17 protein-coding genes are annotated in these 13,824 nt (G+C 72.4%); 10 read left to right on the forward strand and 7 right to left on the reverse strand.

Annotated elements, in window-relative coordinates:
* Window positions 1-233: 233 nt before the first annotated feature.
* From abc-f to ACIRB4_RS09730, 3 genes are all read left to right on the forward strand, one after another.
* Window positions 234-1,832 (forward strand): ribosomal protection-like ABC-F family protein, encoded by a 1,599-nt coding sequence (gene abc-f, locus ACIRB4_RS09720; protein ID WP_403289552.1) that lies wholly within the window; start codon window positions 234-236, stop codon window positions 1,830-1,832.
* Window positions 1,833-2,155: 323 nt separating this feature from the next.
* A complete protein-coding gene (locus ACIRB4_RS09725; protein ID WP_006123601.1) occupies window positions 2,156-2,377 on the forward strand; it encodes a helix-turn-helix domain-containing protein in 222 nt (73 codons plus the stop codon).
* 122 nt (window positions 2,378-2,499) lie between these two features.
* Window positions 2,500-3,297, forward strand: coding sequence for an enoyl-CoA hydratase/isomerase family protein (locus ACIRB4_RS09730; RefSeq protein WP_403289553.1), 798 nt, complete (start codon window positions 2,500-2,502; stop codon window positions 3,295-3,297).
* Between the two features lie 77 nt (window positions 3,298-3,374).
* Here the strand turns inward: ACIRB4_RS09730 and ACIRB4_RS09735 are convergent, their stop codons facing one another.
* Window positions 3,375-4,046, reverse strand: a complete 672-nt coding sequence (locus ACIRB4_RS09735) for a hypothetical protein (RefSeq protein ID WP_403289555.1) — start codon at window positions 4,044-4,046, stop codon at window positions 3,375-3,377.
* Between the two features lie 93 nt (window positions 4,047-4,139).
* Here ACIRB4_RS09735 and ACIRB4_RS09740 point away from each other — a divergent pair, with 93 nt between their 5' ends.
* Genes ACIRB4_RS09740 through amaP form a run of 5 tightly spaced genes read left to right on the forward strand, consistent with a single transcriptional unit; the run spans window position 4,140 to window position 6,373 of the window.
* On the forward strand, window positions 4,140-4,589 hold the full coding sequence (locus tag ACIRB4_RS09740; protein ID WP_403289556.1) for an Asp23/Gls24 family envelope stress response protein: 450 nt from the start codon (window positions 4,140-4,142) through the stop codon (window positions 4,587-4,589).
* Between the two features lie 29 nt (window positions 4,590-4,618).
* Window positions 4,619-4,810: a hypothetical protein gene (locus ACIRB4_RS09745; RefSeq protein ID WP_403289558.1), complete on the forward strand. Its 192-nt coding sequence runs from the start codon at window positions 4,619-4,621 to the stop codon at window positions 4,808-4,810.
* 6 nt (window positions 4,811-4,816) lie between these two features.
* The gene (locus ACIRB4_RS09750; protein ID WP_403289559.1) at window positions 4,817-5,167 is read left to right on the forward strand and encodes a hypothetical protein; all 351 of its coding nucleotides are present in this window, start codon (window positions 4,817-4,819) and stop codon (window positions 5,165-5,167) included.
* Window positions 5,164-5,781 (forward strand): DUF6286 domain-containing protein, encoded by a 618-nt coding sequence (locus ACIRB4_RS09755; protein ID WP_403289561.1) that lies wholly within the window; start codon window positions 5,164-5,166, stop codon window positions 5,779-5,781. The genes ACIRB4_RS09750 and ACIRB4_RS09755 overlap by 4 nt, the downstream gene beginning before the upstream one ends.
* Window positions 5,782-5,785: 4 nt before the next feature.
* The gene (gene amaP / locus ACIRB4_RS09760; RefSeq protein WP_403289562.1) at window positions 5,786-6,373 is read left to right on the forward strand and encodes an alkaline shock response membrane anchor protein AmaP; all 588 of its coding nucleotides are present in this window, start codon (window positions 5,786-5,788) and stop codon (window positions 6,371-6,373) included.
* 53 nt (window positions 6,374-6,426) lie between these two features.
* Here the strand turns inward: amaP and ACIRB4_RS09765 are convergent, their stop codons facing one another.
* From ACIRB4_RS09765 to ACIRB4_RS09790, 6 genes are all read right to left on the reverse strand, one after another.
* Complete coding sequence (locus ACIRB4_RS09765) at window positions 6,427-7,182, reverse strand: SDR family oxidoreductase (protein ID WP_403289564.1); 756 nt, start codon at window positions 7,180-7,182, stop codon at window positions 6,427-6,429.
* A gap of 4 nt (window positions 7,183-7,186) precedes the next feature.
* Window positions 7,187-8,971, reverse strand: a complete 1,785-nt coding sequence (locus ACIRB4_RS09770) for a glycoside hydrolase family 15 protein (protein WP_403289566.1) — start codon at window positions 8,969-8,971, stop codon at window positions 7,187-7,189.
* A gap of 52 nt (window positions 8,972-9,023) precedes the next feature.
* Window positions 9,024-9,824, reverse strand: coding sequence for an SURF1 family protein (locus ACIRB4_RS09775; protein ID WP_403289568.1), 801 nt, complete (start codon window positions 9,822-9,824; stop codon window positions 9,024-9,026).
* 177 nt (window positions 9,825-10,001) lie between these two features.
* Window positions 10,002-10,235 (reverse strand): hypothetical protein, encoded by a 234-nt coding sequence (locus ACIRB4_RS09780; protein WP_356890148.1) that lies wholly within the window; start codon window positions 10,233-10,235, stop codon window positions 10,002-10,004.
* A 54-nt stretch (window positions 10,236-10,289) separates the two neighbouring features.
* The gene (locus ACIRB4_RS09785; RefSeq protein ID WP_403289569.1) at window positions 10,290-11,264 is read right to left on the reverse strand and encodes a DEDDh family exonuclease; all 975 of its coding nucleotides are present in this window, start codon (window positions 11,262-11,264) and stop codon (window positions 10,290-10,292) included.
* A 100-nt stretch (window positions 11,265-11,364) separates the two neighbouring features.
* Window positions 11,365-12,021 (reverse strand): TetR/AcrR family transcriptional regulator, encoded by a 657-nt coding sequence (locus ACIRB4_RS09790; protein WP_403289570.1) that lies wholly within the window; start codon window positions 12,019-12,021, stop codon window positions 11,365-11,367.
* Between the two features lie 100 nt (window positions 12,022-12,121).
* On the opposite strand from ACIRB4_RS09790, the gene ACIRB4_RS09795 reads away from it, so the two are divergent.
* Entirely contained in the window at window positions 12,122-12,931 is an 810-nt protein-coding gene (locus ACIRB4_RS09795; RefSeq protein WP_403289572.1) for an acetoacetate decarboxylase family protein, read from the forward strand.
* Window positions 12,931-13,815 carry an SDR family NAD(P)-dependent oxidoreductase gene (locus ACIRB4_RS09800; protein ID WP_403289573.1) on the forward strand — a complete coding sequence of 295 codons (885 nt, stop codon included), beginning with the start codon at window positions 12,931-12,933 and terminating at the stop codon, window positions 13,813-13,815. The genes ACIRB4_RS09795 and ACIRB4_RS09800 overlap by 1 nt, the downstream gene beginning before the upstream one ends.
* The last annotated feature ends 9 nt before the right edge of the window (window positions 13,816-13,824 follow it).

Below are 13,824 nucleotides of genomic sequence, written 5' to 3' on the forward strand. Positions count from 1 at the left end.
CTCCGTCACGGCGGCGGCCGCCGCTCTGCGCCGAGTATCGAGGAATTCGACACCCCTCGCCCCTTTTGTCGAGAGCGAGAGGAACATCCCGGTCTGCTCACCCGCAGCGGCATGGCCGAAAAGCAGTTGCAGGGGCCCGTTAGACTTGCCGTATGGCCATTCTCCTCGCGCATTAGCGGCGTCGAACCGCCCGAGAGCCCTTCCGCCGTCCAAACCCGCCCTGGAGTCTGTCCGTGATCACCGCTTCCGGCATCGAGCTGCGCGCCGGCGCCCGCATCCTCATCGAGTCCGCTTCCTTCCGTATCGCCAAGGGCGACCGCATCGGCCTCGTCGGCCGCAACGGCGCGGGCAAGACCACCCTCACCAAGTGCCTCGCCGGCGAGGGCATGCCCGCCGGCGGCACCATCACCCGCTCGGGCGAGGTCGGCTACCTCCCGCAGGACCCGCGCACCGGCGACCTCGACGTCCTGGCCCGCGACCGCATCCTCTCCGCGCGCGGCCTCGACGTCCTCCTGCGCAAGATGCGGCAGAACGAGGAGCGCATCGCGACCGGCTCCGGGGCGACCCGCGACAAGGCGATGAAGCAGTACGAGCGCCAGGAGACCGAGTTCCTCACCAAGGGCGGGTACGCCGCCGAGGCCGAGGCGTCCACCATCGCCGCCGCGCTCGGGCTGCCCGACCGGGTCCTCGGCCAGCCGCTGCACACCCTCTCCGGCGGTCAGCGCCGCCGGATCGAGCTGGCCCGGATCCTCTTCTCCGACGCGGACACCTTGCTCCTCGACGAGCCCACCAACCACCTCGACGCCGACTCCATCGTCTGGCTGCGCGACTACCTCAAGAGCTACCGCGGCGGCTTCATCGTCATCTCCCACGACGTCGACCTCGTCGAGACGGTCGTCAACAAGGTCTTCTACCTGGACGCCAACCGCTCGACGATCGACGTCTACAACATGGGCTGGAAGCTCTACCAGCAGCAGCGCGAGGCCGACGAGAAGCGCCGCAGGCGCGAGCGCCAGAACGCCGAGAAGAAGGCCGCCGCCCTCAACTCGCAGGCCGACAAGATGCGCGCCAAGGCCACCAAGACCGTCGCCGCGCAGAACATGGCCAAGCGCGCCGAGCGGCTGCTCTCGGGCCTGGACGCGGTCCGCGTCTCCGACAAGGTCGCCAAGCTCCGCTTCCCGGAGCCCGCGCCCTGCGGCAAGACCCCGCTGACGGCGGAGGGCCTGTCCAAGTCCTACGGCTCGCTCGAAATCTTCACCGATGTGAATCTCGCCATCGACAAGGGCTCGCGCGTCGTCATCCTCGGCCTCAACGGCGCCGGCAAGACGACGCTGCTGCGGCTGCTCGGCGGCGTCGAGCAGCCCGACACCGGCGAGGTCACCCCGGGCCACGGCCTGAAGCTCGGCTACTACGCCCAGGAGCACGAGACCCTCGACCCGGAGCGCTCGGTCCTGGAGAACATGCGGTCCGCCGCACCCGACCTCGACCTCGTCGAGGTGCGCAAGGTGCTCGGCTCCTTCCTCTTCTCCGGCGACGACGTCGACAAGCCGGCCGGGGTGCTCTCCGGCGGTGAGAAGACCCGGCTCGCGCTCGCCACCCTGGTCGTCTCCTCCGCGAACGTGCTGCTCCTCGACGAGCCGACCAACAACCTCGACCCCGCGAGCCGTGAGGAGATCCTCGGCGCGCTGCGCACCTACAAGGGCGCGGTCGTGCTCGTCACCCACGACGAGGGCGCGGTCGAGGCGCTGCAGCCGGAGCGGATCATCCTGCTCCCGGACGGTGTCGAGGACCTGTGGGGTGCCGACTACGCGGACCTGGTGGCCCTCGCCTGATCATTCCGGCATGGATCATTCGGCTCATGGGTGATCCTTCATCTGAGTGAGGACGTCTCATCCCCTCGGCGCGGCTCTCCGCGGAATCCTTCCGCCGGGGCCGCGCCGTGCTCGTCCCCCCGCCTGCGGCGCTGACCTGGCACTTCCTGGCCGGACGCGGGCCGAAGCGGCGATCGGGCCCTGCGGAATAAGTGCTTCCGGTCGTGGTGGCGGCTTTGCTGTCCGCAAACCTCGCGGCACAGACCTTGTCGAATGGGTGGCCAGGACGTCCGGAAGGGGTGATCATGAGAAGTCCAGAGCGCACTTCCCATGAGGAGGCACGGGTGGCCGAGACTCTGAAGAAGGGCAGCCGGGTGACCGGCGCCGCGCGCGACAAGCTCGCGGCAGACCTGAAGAAGAAGTACGACTCCGGTGCGAGTATCCGGGCGCTGGCCGAGGAAACCGGCCGTTCCTACGGATTCGTCCACCGGATGCTCAGCGAGTCCGGAGTCACGCTGCGTGGACGCGGCGGAGCGACACGGGGCAAGAAGGCGGCCTCGGCCTGACATCGGGGCGCGGCTCGTCCGGTCCACCGTTTCTCACGGTGGCCACCCGGTCGACCGTGCGGTCGGCCGGGTGGTTACTGTGCAGTCACTTAGCAGTGCTGCACCGGAACCGGAGGCGCCCCATGACTTCGCTCGACTCTGTGCTCGTGTTCGACAAGGACGGTGTACGGCTCACCGTCGAGGACGCCGTTGCCACGGTGACGCTGACCAATCCGGCGAAGCGCAACGCTCAGTCTCCCGCTCTGTGGCGGGCGTTGACGGAGGCCGGCAGGTCGTTGCCCGGCAGTGTGCGGATCGTGGTCCTGCGTGGCGAGGGCATGTCCTTCTCCGCCGGGCTCGACCGGCAGGCGTTCACGCCCGAGGGCTTCGACGGAGAGCCGTCCTTCCTGGACCTGGCACGGGGTTCGGACGCTGACCTGGACGCGGTCATCGCCGAGTACCAGGAGGCGTTCACCTGGTGGCGCCGCAGCGACATCGTGTCGATCGCGGCCGTCCAGGGGCACGCCATCGGTGCCGGATTCCAGCTCGCCCTCGCCTGCGACCTGCGGGTCGTCGCCGAGGACGTGCAGTTCGCCATGCGCGAGACCAGCCTGGGCCTCGTGCCGGACCTCACCGGCACGCACCCGCTCGTCTCGCTCGTCGGCTACGCCCGGGCGCTGGAGATCTGCGCCACGGGCCGCTTCGTCCACGCCGACGAGGCCGAGCGCATCGGCCTCGCCAACATCGCCGTGCCCGGCACGGAACTCGACGCGGCCGTACGCGACCTGACCGCCGCCCTGCTCGCCGCACCGCGCGACGCGGTGATCGAGACCAAGGCGCTGCTCCAGGCCGCCTCGGGCCGCTCGTACGAGGACCAGCGCACCGCCGAACGCGCCGCCCAGGCCCGCCGCCTCCGCGATCTCGCCGGCCTCGGCGACTGACCCAGGCACCGGAGGGCCGGCGGCCGGTGGCCCGGCACCGGAGGCTCGGGAGCCGGTGGCCCCCTCCCGCCGGCCCGTCAGCGGATCTCCGAGACCAGAACCGTGACCGCCGTCCCCTCCGGGGCGGACTCGGTCAGCCGGGTGCGGACCGATCTCGCCACGTCCACGGGGCGGTGGCCGGACGTCACCGCCAGTTCCACGCGGAGCCGGCCCTCGGAGCGGTGGACCGGGGCGCCCAGGACGTCCGTCAGGGCCGCCACGCCCTCGACCGCGAGGGCCGCGAGCGCCGCGGGGTCGTCCGCGGCGGGCGAGGTTCGCCCGGGTGGGGGAGCGGGGGCCGGTGATTCCGGCCCGCCCGCCGGGCCCTCCACGAGGCCCGTCACCCGCAGGTCCACCTCCACCACCCCGAGCCCCAACTCACCCGCGGCCGAGGCGAACAGCGCCTCCCGAAGCTCCTCCGCGACGACCTGCAGCGGCCTCTCCGCCGTCGCCGCGAAATCCGCCGTGATCCGCAGCGGACCCGGCGGCAGCCCGCCCGGCGGTACGGGGAACGGCGTCTCCTCGCCCGGTGCCACGAGCGCCACCCGCAACGGCCCCGGCACCACCCCTCGTACCGCCGCCGCTGCCCGCAGCAGCACCGTCCGCGCCGCGCGCTCCGTCAGCCACGCGCCGTCCGTCGCCTCCCCGAGCGGCAGCAGCCTGCCCGGGCCCAGGCGCTCTCGCACCGTCGTCGCCCAACCCTCAGTCATTGCTCCAGCCTGCCGCATCCACGGCGCGAGACCGGGCAAGCACACTTAATGTGGGCAAAGAAGCCAATAACTGCCCGGAAGGGATGAACGGCCATGAGTGAGACCGCACACCCCGGCGAACCGTCCATGACGAAGCGCGGCGGCGCTCCCGCCACCCGGGGCCGGACCACGATCGCGGACGGAGTCGTCGAGAAGATCGCCGGCCTGGCCGCTCGCGACGTCGACGGCGTCCACGCCATGGGAAGCGGGCTCTCCCGCACCTTCGGCGCCGTCCGGGAGAAGGTCCCCGGTGGCGGCGGCACGAAATCGGGCGTCACGCGCGGTGTGAAGGCCGAGGTCGGCGAGGTGCAGACCGCCCTCGACCTGGAGATCGTCGTCGAGTACGGCGTCTCCATCTCCGACGTCGCCGGTGACGTCCGCGAGAACGTGATCGCCGCCGTCGAGCGCATGACCGGCCTGGAAGTCGTCGAAGTGAACATCGCCGTCAGCGATGTGAAGTTGCCCGATGAAGAGGAAGAAGAACCGGAGCAGCGGCTCCAGTAGCCGCGGGACACCCGGCGAAAGGGGTCGGAATGAGCATGGCAGTGGTCGGCCTGGTGGCCGGAATGGCCCTCGGCTTCGCCGGGTACTTCGGCGGCTTCGGGGCGTTCCTGCTGGTCGCGGCGTTGGGAGCGGTCGGCTTCATCGCCGGGCGGTTCCTCGACGGGGATCTCGAACCCGGCGACCTCTTCAGGGGTCGTGAGCGTGGCGAACGGAGGAGGTGACCGGGGTTGACAACCGATCAGGCGGGGGCCGCGGCCCGTGGCGCGACGACGATCGCGGACCGGGTCGTGGCGAAGATCGCCGCACAGGCGGCACGGGAGGCGCTCGACGCCGTGCCGAAGGGCGGTTCGGCACCGCACGCCTCGGTCGTCGTGCACCGTGGCACCGCACGCGTGGCCGTGAGCCTGGAGCTCGCCTACCCCTCCGACCTCGGCCGGCAGTGCGGCGCCGTGCGCGGCCAGGTCAAGCGGCGGGTGAGGGAGCTGGTCGGCATGGAGGTGCCCGAGGTGGCCGTCCACGTCGAACGGCTGCACTCCCCGCGTACCGCCAAGGACGCGACCCGGGGGAGGCTCGCATGAGCACCGAAGCCAAGGCGGCCGGGAACGCCGAGCCCGAGGCCGTGCCCGTCCCGAAGGAGACGGCGCCCGTCCCGGTGCGCCGCTTCTGGGCCGTCCGGAGGATCCCCGCGGCGCTGGTCGCCGCCGTCGTCCTCGGCGGCGCGGGCCTGCTCCTCTACGACGTCGCGGCGGTACGGGCCGACCGCACGGCCATGCGCTGGCGGCGCGAACTCGCCGACGGCCTGGCCACCCGCCCCCTCGACAACGCCTGGATCCTGGCCGGAGCGTTCGCCGCCGTGCTCCTCGGCGCCTGGCTCCTGTTCCTCGCGGCCACGCCCGGCCTGCGGTCCGTGCTGCCGATGCGGCGCGAACACGCGGACGTACGGGCCGGCCTCGACCGGCAGGCCGCCGCCCTCGCCCTGCGGGACCGGGCGATGGAGGTCTCGGGCGTGCAGTCCGTACGGGTACGGATGAGGCGGCGCAAGGCGGCGGTGCGAGCGGTCTCGCACTTCCGTGAACTGGACGACGTACGGGCCGACCTGGAACGCGCGCTGGCCACCGGCGTCGACGGACTCGGGCTCGCCCGTCCACCGGCGCTGACGGTCCGGGTCGGCCGGCCACCGAGGAAGGGGTGAGGGCATGACGGTCGTACTCCGGCGCGTCAACCGGATCGTGCTCGGGCTCGCGGGGCTGCTGCTCATCGTCGTCGGCGGGGCGGTCGCCGCCGCCGGACTCGACCTGCCGGTGCCCACCTGGTGGCCCTGGTCCGGACCGTCCGAGGTCCTGCTGAGCGAGTCGGGCCGACGGCGCTGGCGCGACGACGCCTGGTGGTGGCCGGCGGTCATCGCCACCCTCGGGCTGGTCGTGCTGCTCGCCCTGTGGTGGCTCGTCGCCCAGTTCCGGCGAGCCCGCCTCGCGGAGGTCCTCGTCGACACGGGCGACGGGGAGGGCGCGGCGGTACGCGGTCGGGCCCTGGAGGACGTCCTGGAGGCGGACGCCGCCGCGCAGGACGGGGTGGCCCGCGCCCATGTCGCCCTGTCGGGCCGGCGCACGGCCCCCCGCGCCCGCGTCGCCCTGTCGCTGGAGCCGTACGCCTCCCCGGGCGAGACCCTCACCACGCTGACCGGCGAGGCGCTGGCCCACGCCCGCACCTCGACGGGTCTGAGCTCACTGCCGACCGAGGCCCGCCTGCGCGCCGTCAAGCACCGGGCGCGCCGCGTCAACTGACCGCCGCCACCGGGCCCCGACCCGACGCCATGCCGTGATCGGCGTACGCCGCCTCAGAAGCCGTGCCGCGCGCCGCCGTCCACCGGGACCATGACGCCCGTCACGTACGAGGCCGCCGGCGACAGCAGGAACGCGGCCGTACGGCCGTACTCCTCCGGCGTGCCGTAGCGGCGCAGCGGGATCCGGGACTCGTTCGCCGTGCGCGCCGCGTCCGCGTCGCCCGACAGGGCGTCCAGGGACCGGATCCGGTCGGTGTCGATGCGCCCGGGCAGCACGCCGACGACCCGGATGCCCCGCGGGCCCAGATCGTTCGCGAGGGACTTCGCGAATCCGGCGAGGCCCGGGCGAAGGCCGTTGGAGATCGTCAGGCCCGGGATCGGCTCGTGGACCGAGCCGGACAGGACGAAGCCGATGACCCCGCCCTCGGTCAGCGTCTCCGCCGCCGCCCGGGCCATCCGCACCGCCCCGAGGAAGACCGTCTCGAACGCCGACGACCACTGTTCGTCGGTGTTGTCGGCGCCGAAACCCGGCGCCGGGCCGCCCACGCTCACCAGGATCCCGTCGAAGCGGCCGAAACGGGACCGCGCCTCGGCGATCACCCGCGCGGCCGCCTCCGGGTCGGCGTTGTCGGCGGCCACACCGGCCGCACCCGGACCCAGCTCGTCGACCGCCCCGGCGACCGACTTCTCCTCGCGCCCGGTGATCACCACCTTCGCGCCCTCGGCGAGCAGCGCCTCCGCCGAAGCCCGGCCGAGCCCCCGCGTCGCCCCCGTCACCACGTACACACGGTCCTTCAGTCCAAGATCCATGGACCTATCCTGCCGTCTCCGTCCACGGCAGCGCGAGGGCGGTGCCCACCAGCCCCACATGGCTGAACGCCTGCGGGAAGTTCCCCAGCTGCCGCCGGGCCACCGGGTCGTACTCCTCCGCCAGCAGCCCCACGTCGTTGCGCAGCCCCAGGAGCCGCTCGAACAGCTCCCGCGCCTCCTCCTCCCGCCCGATCAGCCACAACGCGTCCGCCAGCCAGAAGGAGCAGACGAGAAACGTTCCCTCGCCGCCCGGAAGGCCGTCGACCGAGACGCCCTCGGTGCTGTACCGGCGCAGTAACCCGCCCTGCGTCAGCTCCTTGCGCACCGCCTCGACCGTCCCCACCACCCGGGGGTCCTCCGGCGGCAGAAAGCCGACCTGCGGGATGAGCAGCGTCGCCGCGTCCAGATCCCGCGAACCGTACGCCTGCGTGAAGGTGTTGCGCCGCCGGTCGTACCCCTTCTCACAGACCTCCGCGTGGATCTCGTCCCGCATCACCCGCCACCGCGCCGCGTCCCCGGGCAGCGACGGGTCGGCCTCCAGCGTGCGCACCGCCCGGTCGGCCGCGACCCAGGCCATCACCTTCGAGTGGACGAAGTGGCGGCGCGGCCCCCGGACCTCCCACAGCCCCTCGTCCGGCTCACGCCAGGTCGACTCCAGGAAACCGAGCAGGCTCAGCTGGAGGTTCCAGGCGTGCCGCTGCGCCGGGATGCCCGCCTGCCGCGCCCGGTAGAGCGAGTCCATGACCTCGCCGTACACATCGAGCTGGAACTGCTCCACCGCCGCGTTCCCGATCCGTACCGGCGCCGAGTCCGCGTAGCCGCGCAGCCAGGGGAGCGTCGTCTCGGGCAGCCGCCGCTCCCCGGCCGGGCCGTACATGATCTGCAGATCCGCCGGATCGCCGGCCACCGCGCGCAGCAGCCAGTCCCGCCACGCCGCCGCCTCGTCGACATAGCCGGCCGCGAGCAGCACACCGAGGGTGAGCGTGGAGTCGCGCAGCCAGCAGGAGCGGTAGTCCCAGTTCCGTACGCCGCCGATCTCCTCCGGCAGGGAGGTGGTGGGGGCGGCCACGATGCCGCCCGTCGGAGCGTAGGTGAGCGCCTTCAGGGTGATCAGCGAGCGCATCACCGCCTCGCGGTACGGGCCTTCGTAGGTGCACCGTGACGACCAGGCCCGCCACTCCGAAAGCGACTGCTCCAGCGCGACGAACGGATCGATGAGCTTGGGCCGCGGCTCGTGCGAGGGGTGCCAGGTGAGGACGAAGGCCACCTTCTCACCGGCGGCGACGGTGAAGGTCGAGCAGGTGGAGAACTGCTGGCCCCAGGTCTTCACGGGCGGTTCGCTGCGCAGCCAGACCGAGTCGGGCCCGGCGATGGCCACCCGGTGCCCGTCGGTGCGCCGTATCCACGGCACGACCGAGCCGTAGTCGAAGCGGAGTCTGAGCACCGAGCTCATCTCCACGCTGCCGCTGACGCCTTCCACGATCCGCATGACATCGGGCGCCTTGTCGCGCTGCGGCATGAAGTCGACGACCTTGACGGTGCCGGTGCGGGTCTCCCAGTACGTCTCCAGGACAAGGGTGTCACCGGCGTACTGACGGCGGGTACAGGTCGTCGCGCCCGTGGGAGCGATCCGCCAGTGGCCGTTGTCCTCGTCGCCCAGGAGCGCGGCGAAGCAGGCGGCCGAGTCGAAGCGCGGCAGACAGAGCCAGTCGATCGAGCCGTCGCGGCCCACGAGCGCGGCGGTCTGGAGATCCCCGATGAGGGCGTAGTCGTCGATACGTTGCGTCACGCTCTGGCGTGTTCCCGAAAGCATCGACGGTCAATCCGCCGACCGGGGTGGGCTACACCGCAGCGGCGGCGGGTTCCGGCGTTCCGGCGCCGCCGTCCGCGCGGGCCTCGGCTTCGCGATCGCGCTTCTCCCGGCGCACCAGGACGAACCAGCCGACCGGCACGCCCGCGGCGAAGAGCCACCACTGCACGGCGTACGCCATGTGCGCGCCGATCGAGTCGTGGTCGGGCTCGGGGACCAGTTCGGGGGAGCCACCGGCCGGTTCGGGCGCCGTCTGCTCCAGATAGCCGCCGAGGACCTGGCGGCCCAGCAGCTCCGCCTGCTGCTTGCTGTTGATCAGCATGACCTGACGGTCCGGCAGCCCGCGCAGGTCCTTGATGCCGCTGGCACCGGTCGTCTCGTCGGCCTTGAGGCGGCCGGTCACGGTGACCTCGCCCCTGGGGGCGGGCGGCACCTCGGGGTAGGACTTCTGGTCCGGGGCGGCGGGGACCCAGCCGCGGTTGACGAGGACGGTACCGCCGTCCCGGAGCGCCAGCGGGGTCAGGACGAGGACGCCGATCCGGTCGTCGGCGTTGGTCCGGCGGCGGACGACGACCTCGTGCGCGGTGTCGAAGGTGCCGGTGGCGGTGACCCTGCGCCAGAAGTCGGCGCGCGGGACGGTGTGCCCGGGGGAGGTCAGCGACTCGATCGGGACGGGCTCCGCCTTCAGGTTGTCCGCGATCAGGGCGTTCTGGGCGACCCGGCGCTCGTGCCGGTGGAACTGCCAGAAACCCAGCTCGATCATCACGGGGATGAGGACGAGGGCGACGAGGGTGAGGATCACCCACTGCCGGGACAACAGGAAGCGGTACACGTCGTCGACGGTACAACGTCGCGAGGGGCCCCCTCGCGGCGGGTGCCGGAGGGGGCCGGGTCCGCACGGGCGGAACGTCGTGGTGGGACTGCCTGCGGGCGGGGACGTGACCCGGACCACACTCACCCGACCGTGGACCCAGGGGCGCCGCTGCGGCCAGGGCCCGCCGGACCGGTCCTAGACGTGGTCGACGATGCCCACCTTTCCCTCCGCGCGGGCGCAGTGACCGCCGCAGTACCACTTGCCCTGGACCTCGACGCCCTGGCCGATGATCTGGACCCGGCAGTGCTCACAGATGGGCGCCATGCGGTGAATGGCGCAGGCGAAGCAGTCGAAGACGTGCACCGCGCCCTGCGCGTGCACTTCGAAGGACATGCCGTAATCGTTTCCGCAGACCTCACAACGTGCCATGCGCCACAGGGTGCGTCCCGGGGCGTACGAAGGGCGCGCGGCACGCCCGGTCGTTCACCCGTCTGCCGGGGCGACGTCCCGCAGCAGTTGGGTGAAGCCCGCCTCGTCGACGATCGGGGTGCCGAAGGACCTCGCCTTGACCGTCTTGGACGTGGCCGCGTCCGGGTCGTTCGTCACGAGCAGGCTCGTCAGCCGGGAGACGCTCGTCGCCACATGGAGCCCCGCCTCGACGGCGCGGTCCTCCAGAAGCTCACGGTCGATGGAGGTGTCGCCCGAAAACGCCACCCTCATCCCCTGCTTGAGCGGTTTGTCCGCTTCGTACCGCCCGGGGTTCGGGTACGGGCACGGTGGACGCTTCCGGGACGGCCGCCAGCCGTTCGCGTGGTACGAGGACTGGTGACCGATCCGGGGCGTGGCCGGCGCCGGCGCCCACTCCGTCAGCGGCCGGCATTCCAGCAGCGGCAGCCGTACGTTCCGTTCCGCCGCGGCGTGCAGGCTCGGCCGGAACGCCTCGGCCAGCACCCGCGCGTCGTCCAGCGCGTTGTGGGCCCGCTGCTGGACGACACCGAAGTGCGCGGCCAGCGACTCCAGCTTGTGGTTGGGCAGCGGCAGCGACAGCTCCTTGGACAGGGCGATGGTGCACAGCCGCTGGCGCACGGGCGCCGTGCGCTCGGCGCGGGCGTACTCGCGGGCGATCATCGACCAGTCGAACATCGCGTTGTGCGCCACCAGGACCCGGCCGTCCAGACGCGCCGAGAACTCGGCGGCGATCTCCGGGAAGAGCGGCGCCCCCTCGAGCGTCTCGGTGGTCAGCCCGTGGATCCAGACCGGCCCGGGGTCCCGCTCCGGGTTGACGAGCGTGTACCAGTGGTCCTCGACATTGCCCTGGGCGTCCAGGCGGTAGACGGCAGCCGACACTATCCGGTCGTCCCGGGCGAGTCCGGTGGTCTCCACGTCGACGACCGCGTACCCCGGTGGGTAGGCGGTCGGCCACGTCGCTGCTGTCGTACGGTCGTCGAGCATGGTCACTGAGAATACGGGCCGCCGCTGACAACGCCGCCCCCGGTGTCCGTTCCCGGGCCGGAATCCGGCCGTCGTGTCCCCAGCCGGGTCCCACGGACGAGTGCCCTCACGGCAGTTCGCCCGCACCCTTCGCGCCTGCCTTCGTGGTGCCCGGCAACAGTCCGTCCACCAGAGCCCTTACCGACGCCGTGAACAGCCGGTCGCTGTCGACGGGGCGGGACAGCGCGCGGGCCAGCGCGGGGTCCGGGCCCGGCTGCTCGGCGTCCCAGAGCGCCTCCTCACCGGGTGACTGGACGGGGGCCCGTTCGCGGTTGCGTTCCACCAGGACGAAGCCGACGACCTGGAACTGCACGGCCCGGACGACCTCCGCCGCCCGCACCCCGCGCAACCCGGCCGCATGCACCTCCTGCGCCAGCGCCCGCTGCGCCGGCAGGAACATCCGCTCCGTGAGGCCCCTTTCGTGGACCATCGCCACCAGGTGCGGGCGGTCGCGCAGCTCCCGCCGGAGGGCGTGGGCCACCGAGACGATCCGGGCCGCCGGGGTGCGGCCGCGCGGGGTGATCGCGGCGAGGTCGTCGACGGTCCGCTCGACGAGCGCGTCGAGGAGGGACTCGCGGTTGCCGACGTGCCAGTAGATCGAGGTGACGGCGGTGCCCAGCTCGGCGGCGAGCCCGCGCATGGTCAGGGCGTCCGGGCCGTGCCGCTTGACCAGGGCGGCGGCGGCCTCCAGGACCTCCTCCCGGCTCAGCGCGGTGCGAGGCATCGCATCCCCCCAACTCCCGTGCGTGCACGGGCCTTTACCCTTGTCCGCCCTCGATGTAACAGTGTTACAGGCGCTGACGGTCCCTGAAGGGTGGTACGTCATGGCACGAGTACGGTACGGGGCACGCACCGAGGCCGAGATCACCGCGGCCCGTACGAAGAGCTCGAAACTCCCCGACATCTGGTCCACCGGCGTGGTCGCCGTATGGGAGACCGACCCGGACGTGGTCGCGGCCGTGCTGCCGCCTCCGCTCAAGCCCACCGCGCGGCCCCTGGTGCGGGCCGGCATCTCCCGGGTCGACCTGGCGGGCTGTCCGCTCGGCGCCGGATCGGTCGCCGTCGCCGCCGCCCACGGTGACCAGGAGGGCTGGTATCCGCTCGTCATGCCGATGACCCACGAGCGGGCGCTGACCGGCGGCCGCGAGGTCTTCGGCGAGCCGAAGAAGCTCGGCGACGTCGTCGTCGAACGCGACGGCCTCGTCGTCCACGCCTCGCTCGGCCGCCACGGCATCGACTTCGTCGAGGTCCGCGGGGCGGTCTCCGGGCCTCTCCCGCTGCCGGAGCCCGCCGAGAAGACCGACTTCCACTTCAAGTTCCTGCCCGCCGTGGACGGTTCCGGCTTCGACGCCGACCCCGTCCTCGTCCACTGCGTCCGGCACGAGAAGGTGCGCAGGCTGGAGCGGATCACCGGCGACATCGTGCTGCGCGAGTCGATGTACGACCCCGTCGCCGACCTCCCCGTACGCCGGATCGTCGAGATCACCTTCGGGGAGAAGACCACCGACCAGAAGGGCCGGGTCGCCGAACGGGTCAGCGCCCAGGCCCTCCTTCCGTACATCCACCAGCGCTACGACGACCCGGGCCAGATCCTCGAAGCACCGCCGGAGGGCGCGACGGCGGGGAGCGCGTGATGGAGCTGCGCGAGGGGCAGGTCGCCGTCGTCACCGGCGCCGCGAGCGGCATCGGGCTCGCCATGGCCCGCCGCTTCGCCGCCGAGGGCCTCGCCGTGGTCCTCGGAGACGTGGAGGAGGCCGCGCTCGCCGAGGTGGCCGACGAGCTCATGGAGGGCGGCGCGCAGATCCTGGCCCGTACGGTCGACGTCAGCGAACCCGACGCCGTCCGGGCGTTCGCCGACGCCGCGTACGACACCTTCGGCGCCGTCCACGTCCTCTGCAACAACGCGGGCGTCGGATCGGGCGCCGAGGGCCCCCTGTGGGAGCACGAACCCAACGACTGGAAGTGGGCCTTCTCCGTCAACGTCTGGGGCGTCTTCCACGGCGTCCAGGCCTTCGTGCCGCGCATGCTCGCGGGCGGGGAGCCCGGCCATGTCGTCAACACCTCCTCCGGCGACGGCGGGATCGCCCCGCTCCCCACCGCCTCCGTCTACGCCGTCACCAAGGCGGCGGTGGTGACCATGACCGAGTCCCTCTACGCCCATCTCAAGGCGGAGCACGCGCGCGTGGGCGCCTCCGTGCTCTTCCCCGGCCCGCACATGCTGCGCACCGGCCTGTGGGAGTCGCACCGCAACCGGCCCGAGCGGTACGCCAAACAGCGGCCTCGCAGGAGGCCGTACCGCAGCCTCGACCAGTGGGAGGCGGCGATGAAGGAGGCCGGGCACGAGGTCGCGTTCACCCCCGTCGAGGAGGTCGCCGAGCACGTCGTCGACGGGATCCGCGCCGACCGGTTCTGGATGCTGCCGGAGAGCGAGCACAGCGACCGCCAGATCCGCGCCCGGGCGCGGTCGATGCTGGACCGCGCCAACCCGTCGTACCTGGAGAGCTTCATCCTCGACTGAGGAGTCACG

This window comes from Streptomyces sp. NPDC093600 (assembly GCF_044764755.1).
In the GTDB taxonomy this organism is placed as follows: domain Bacteria; phylum Actinomycetota; class Actinomycetes; order Streptomycetales; family Streptomycetaceae; genus Streptomyces.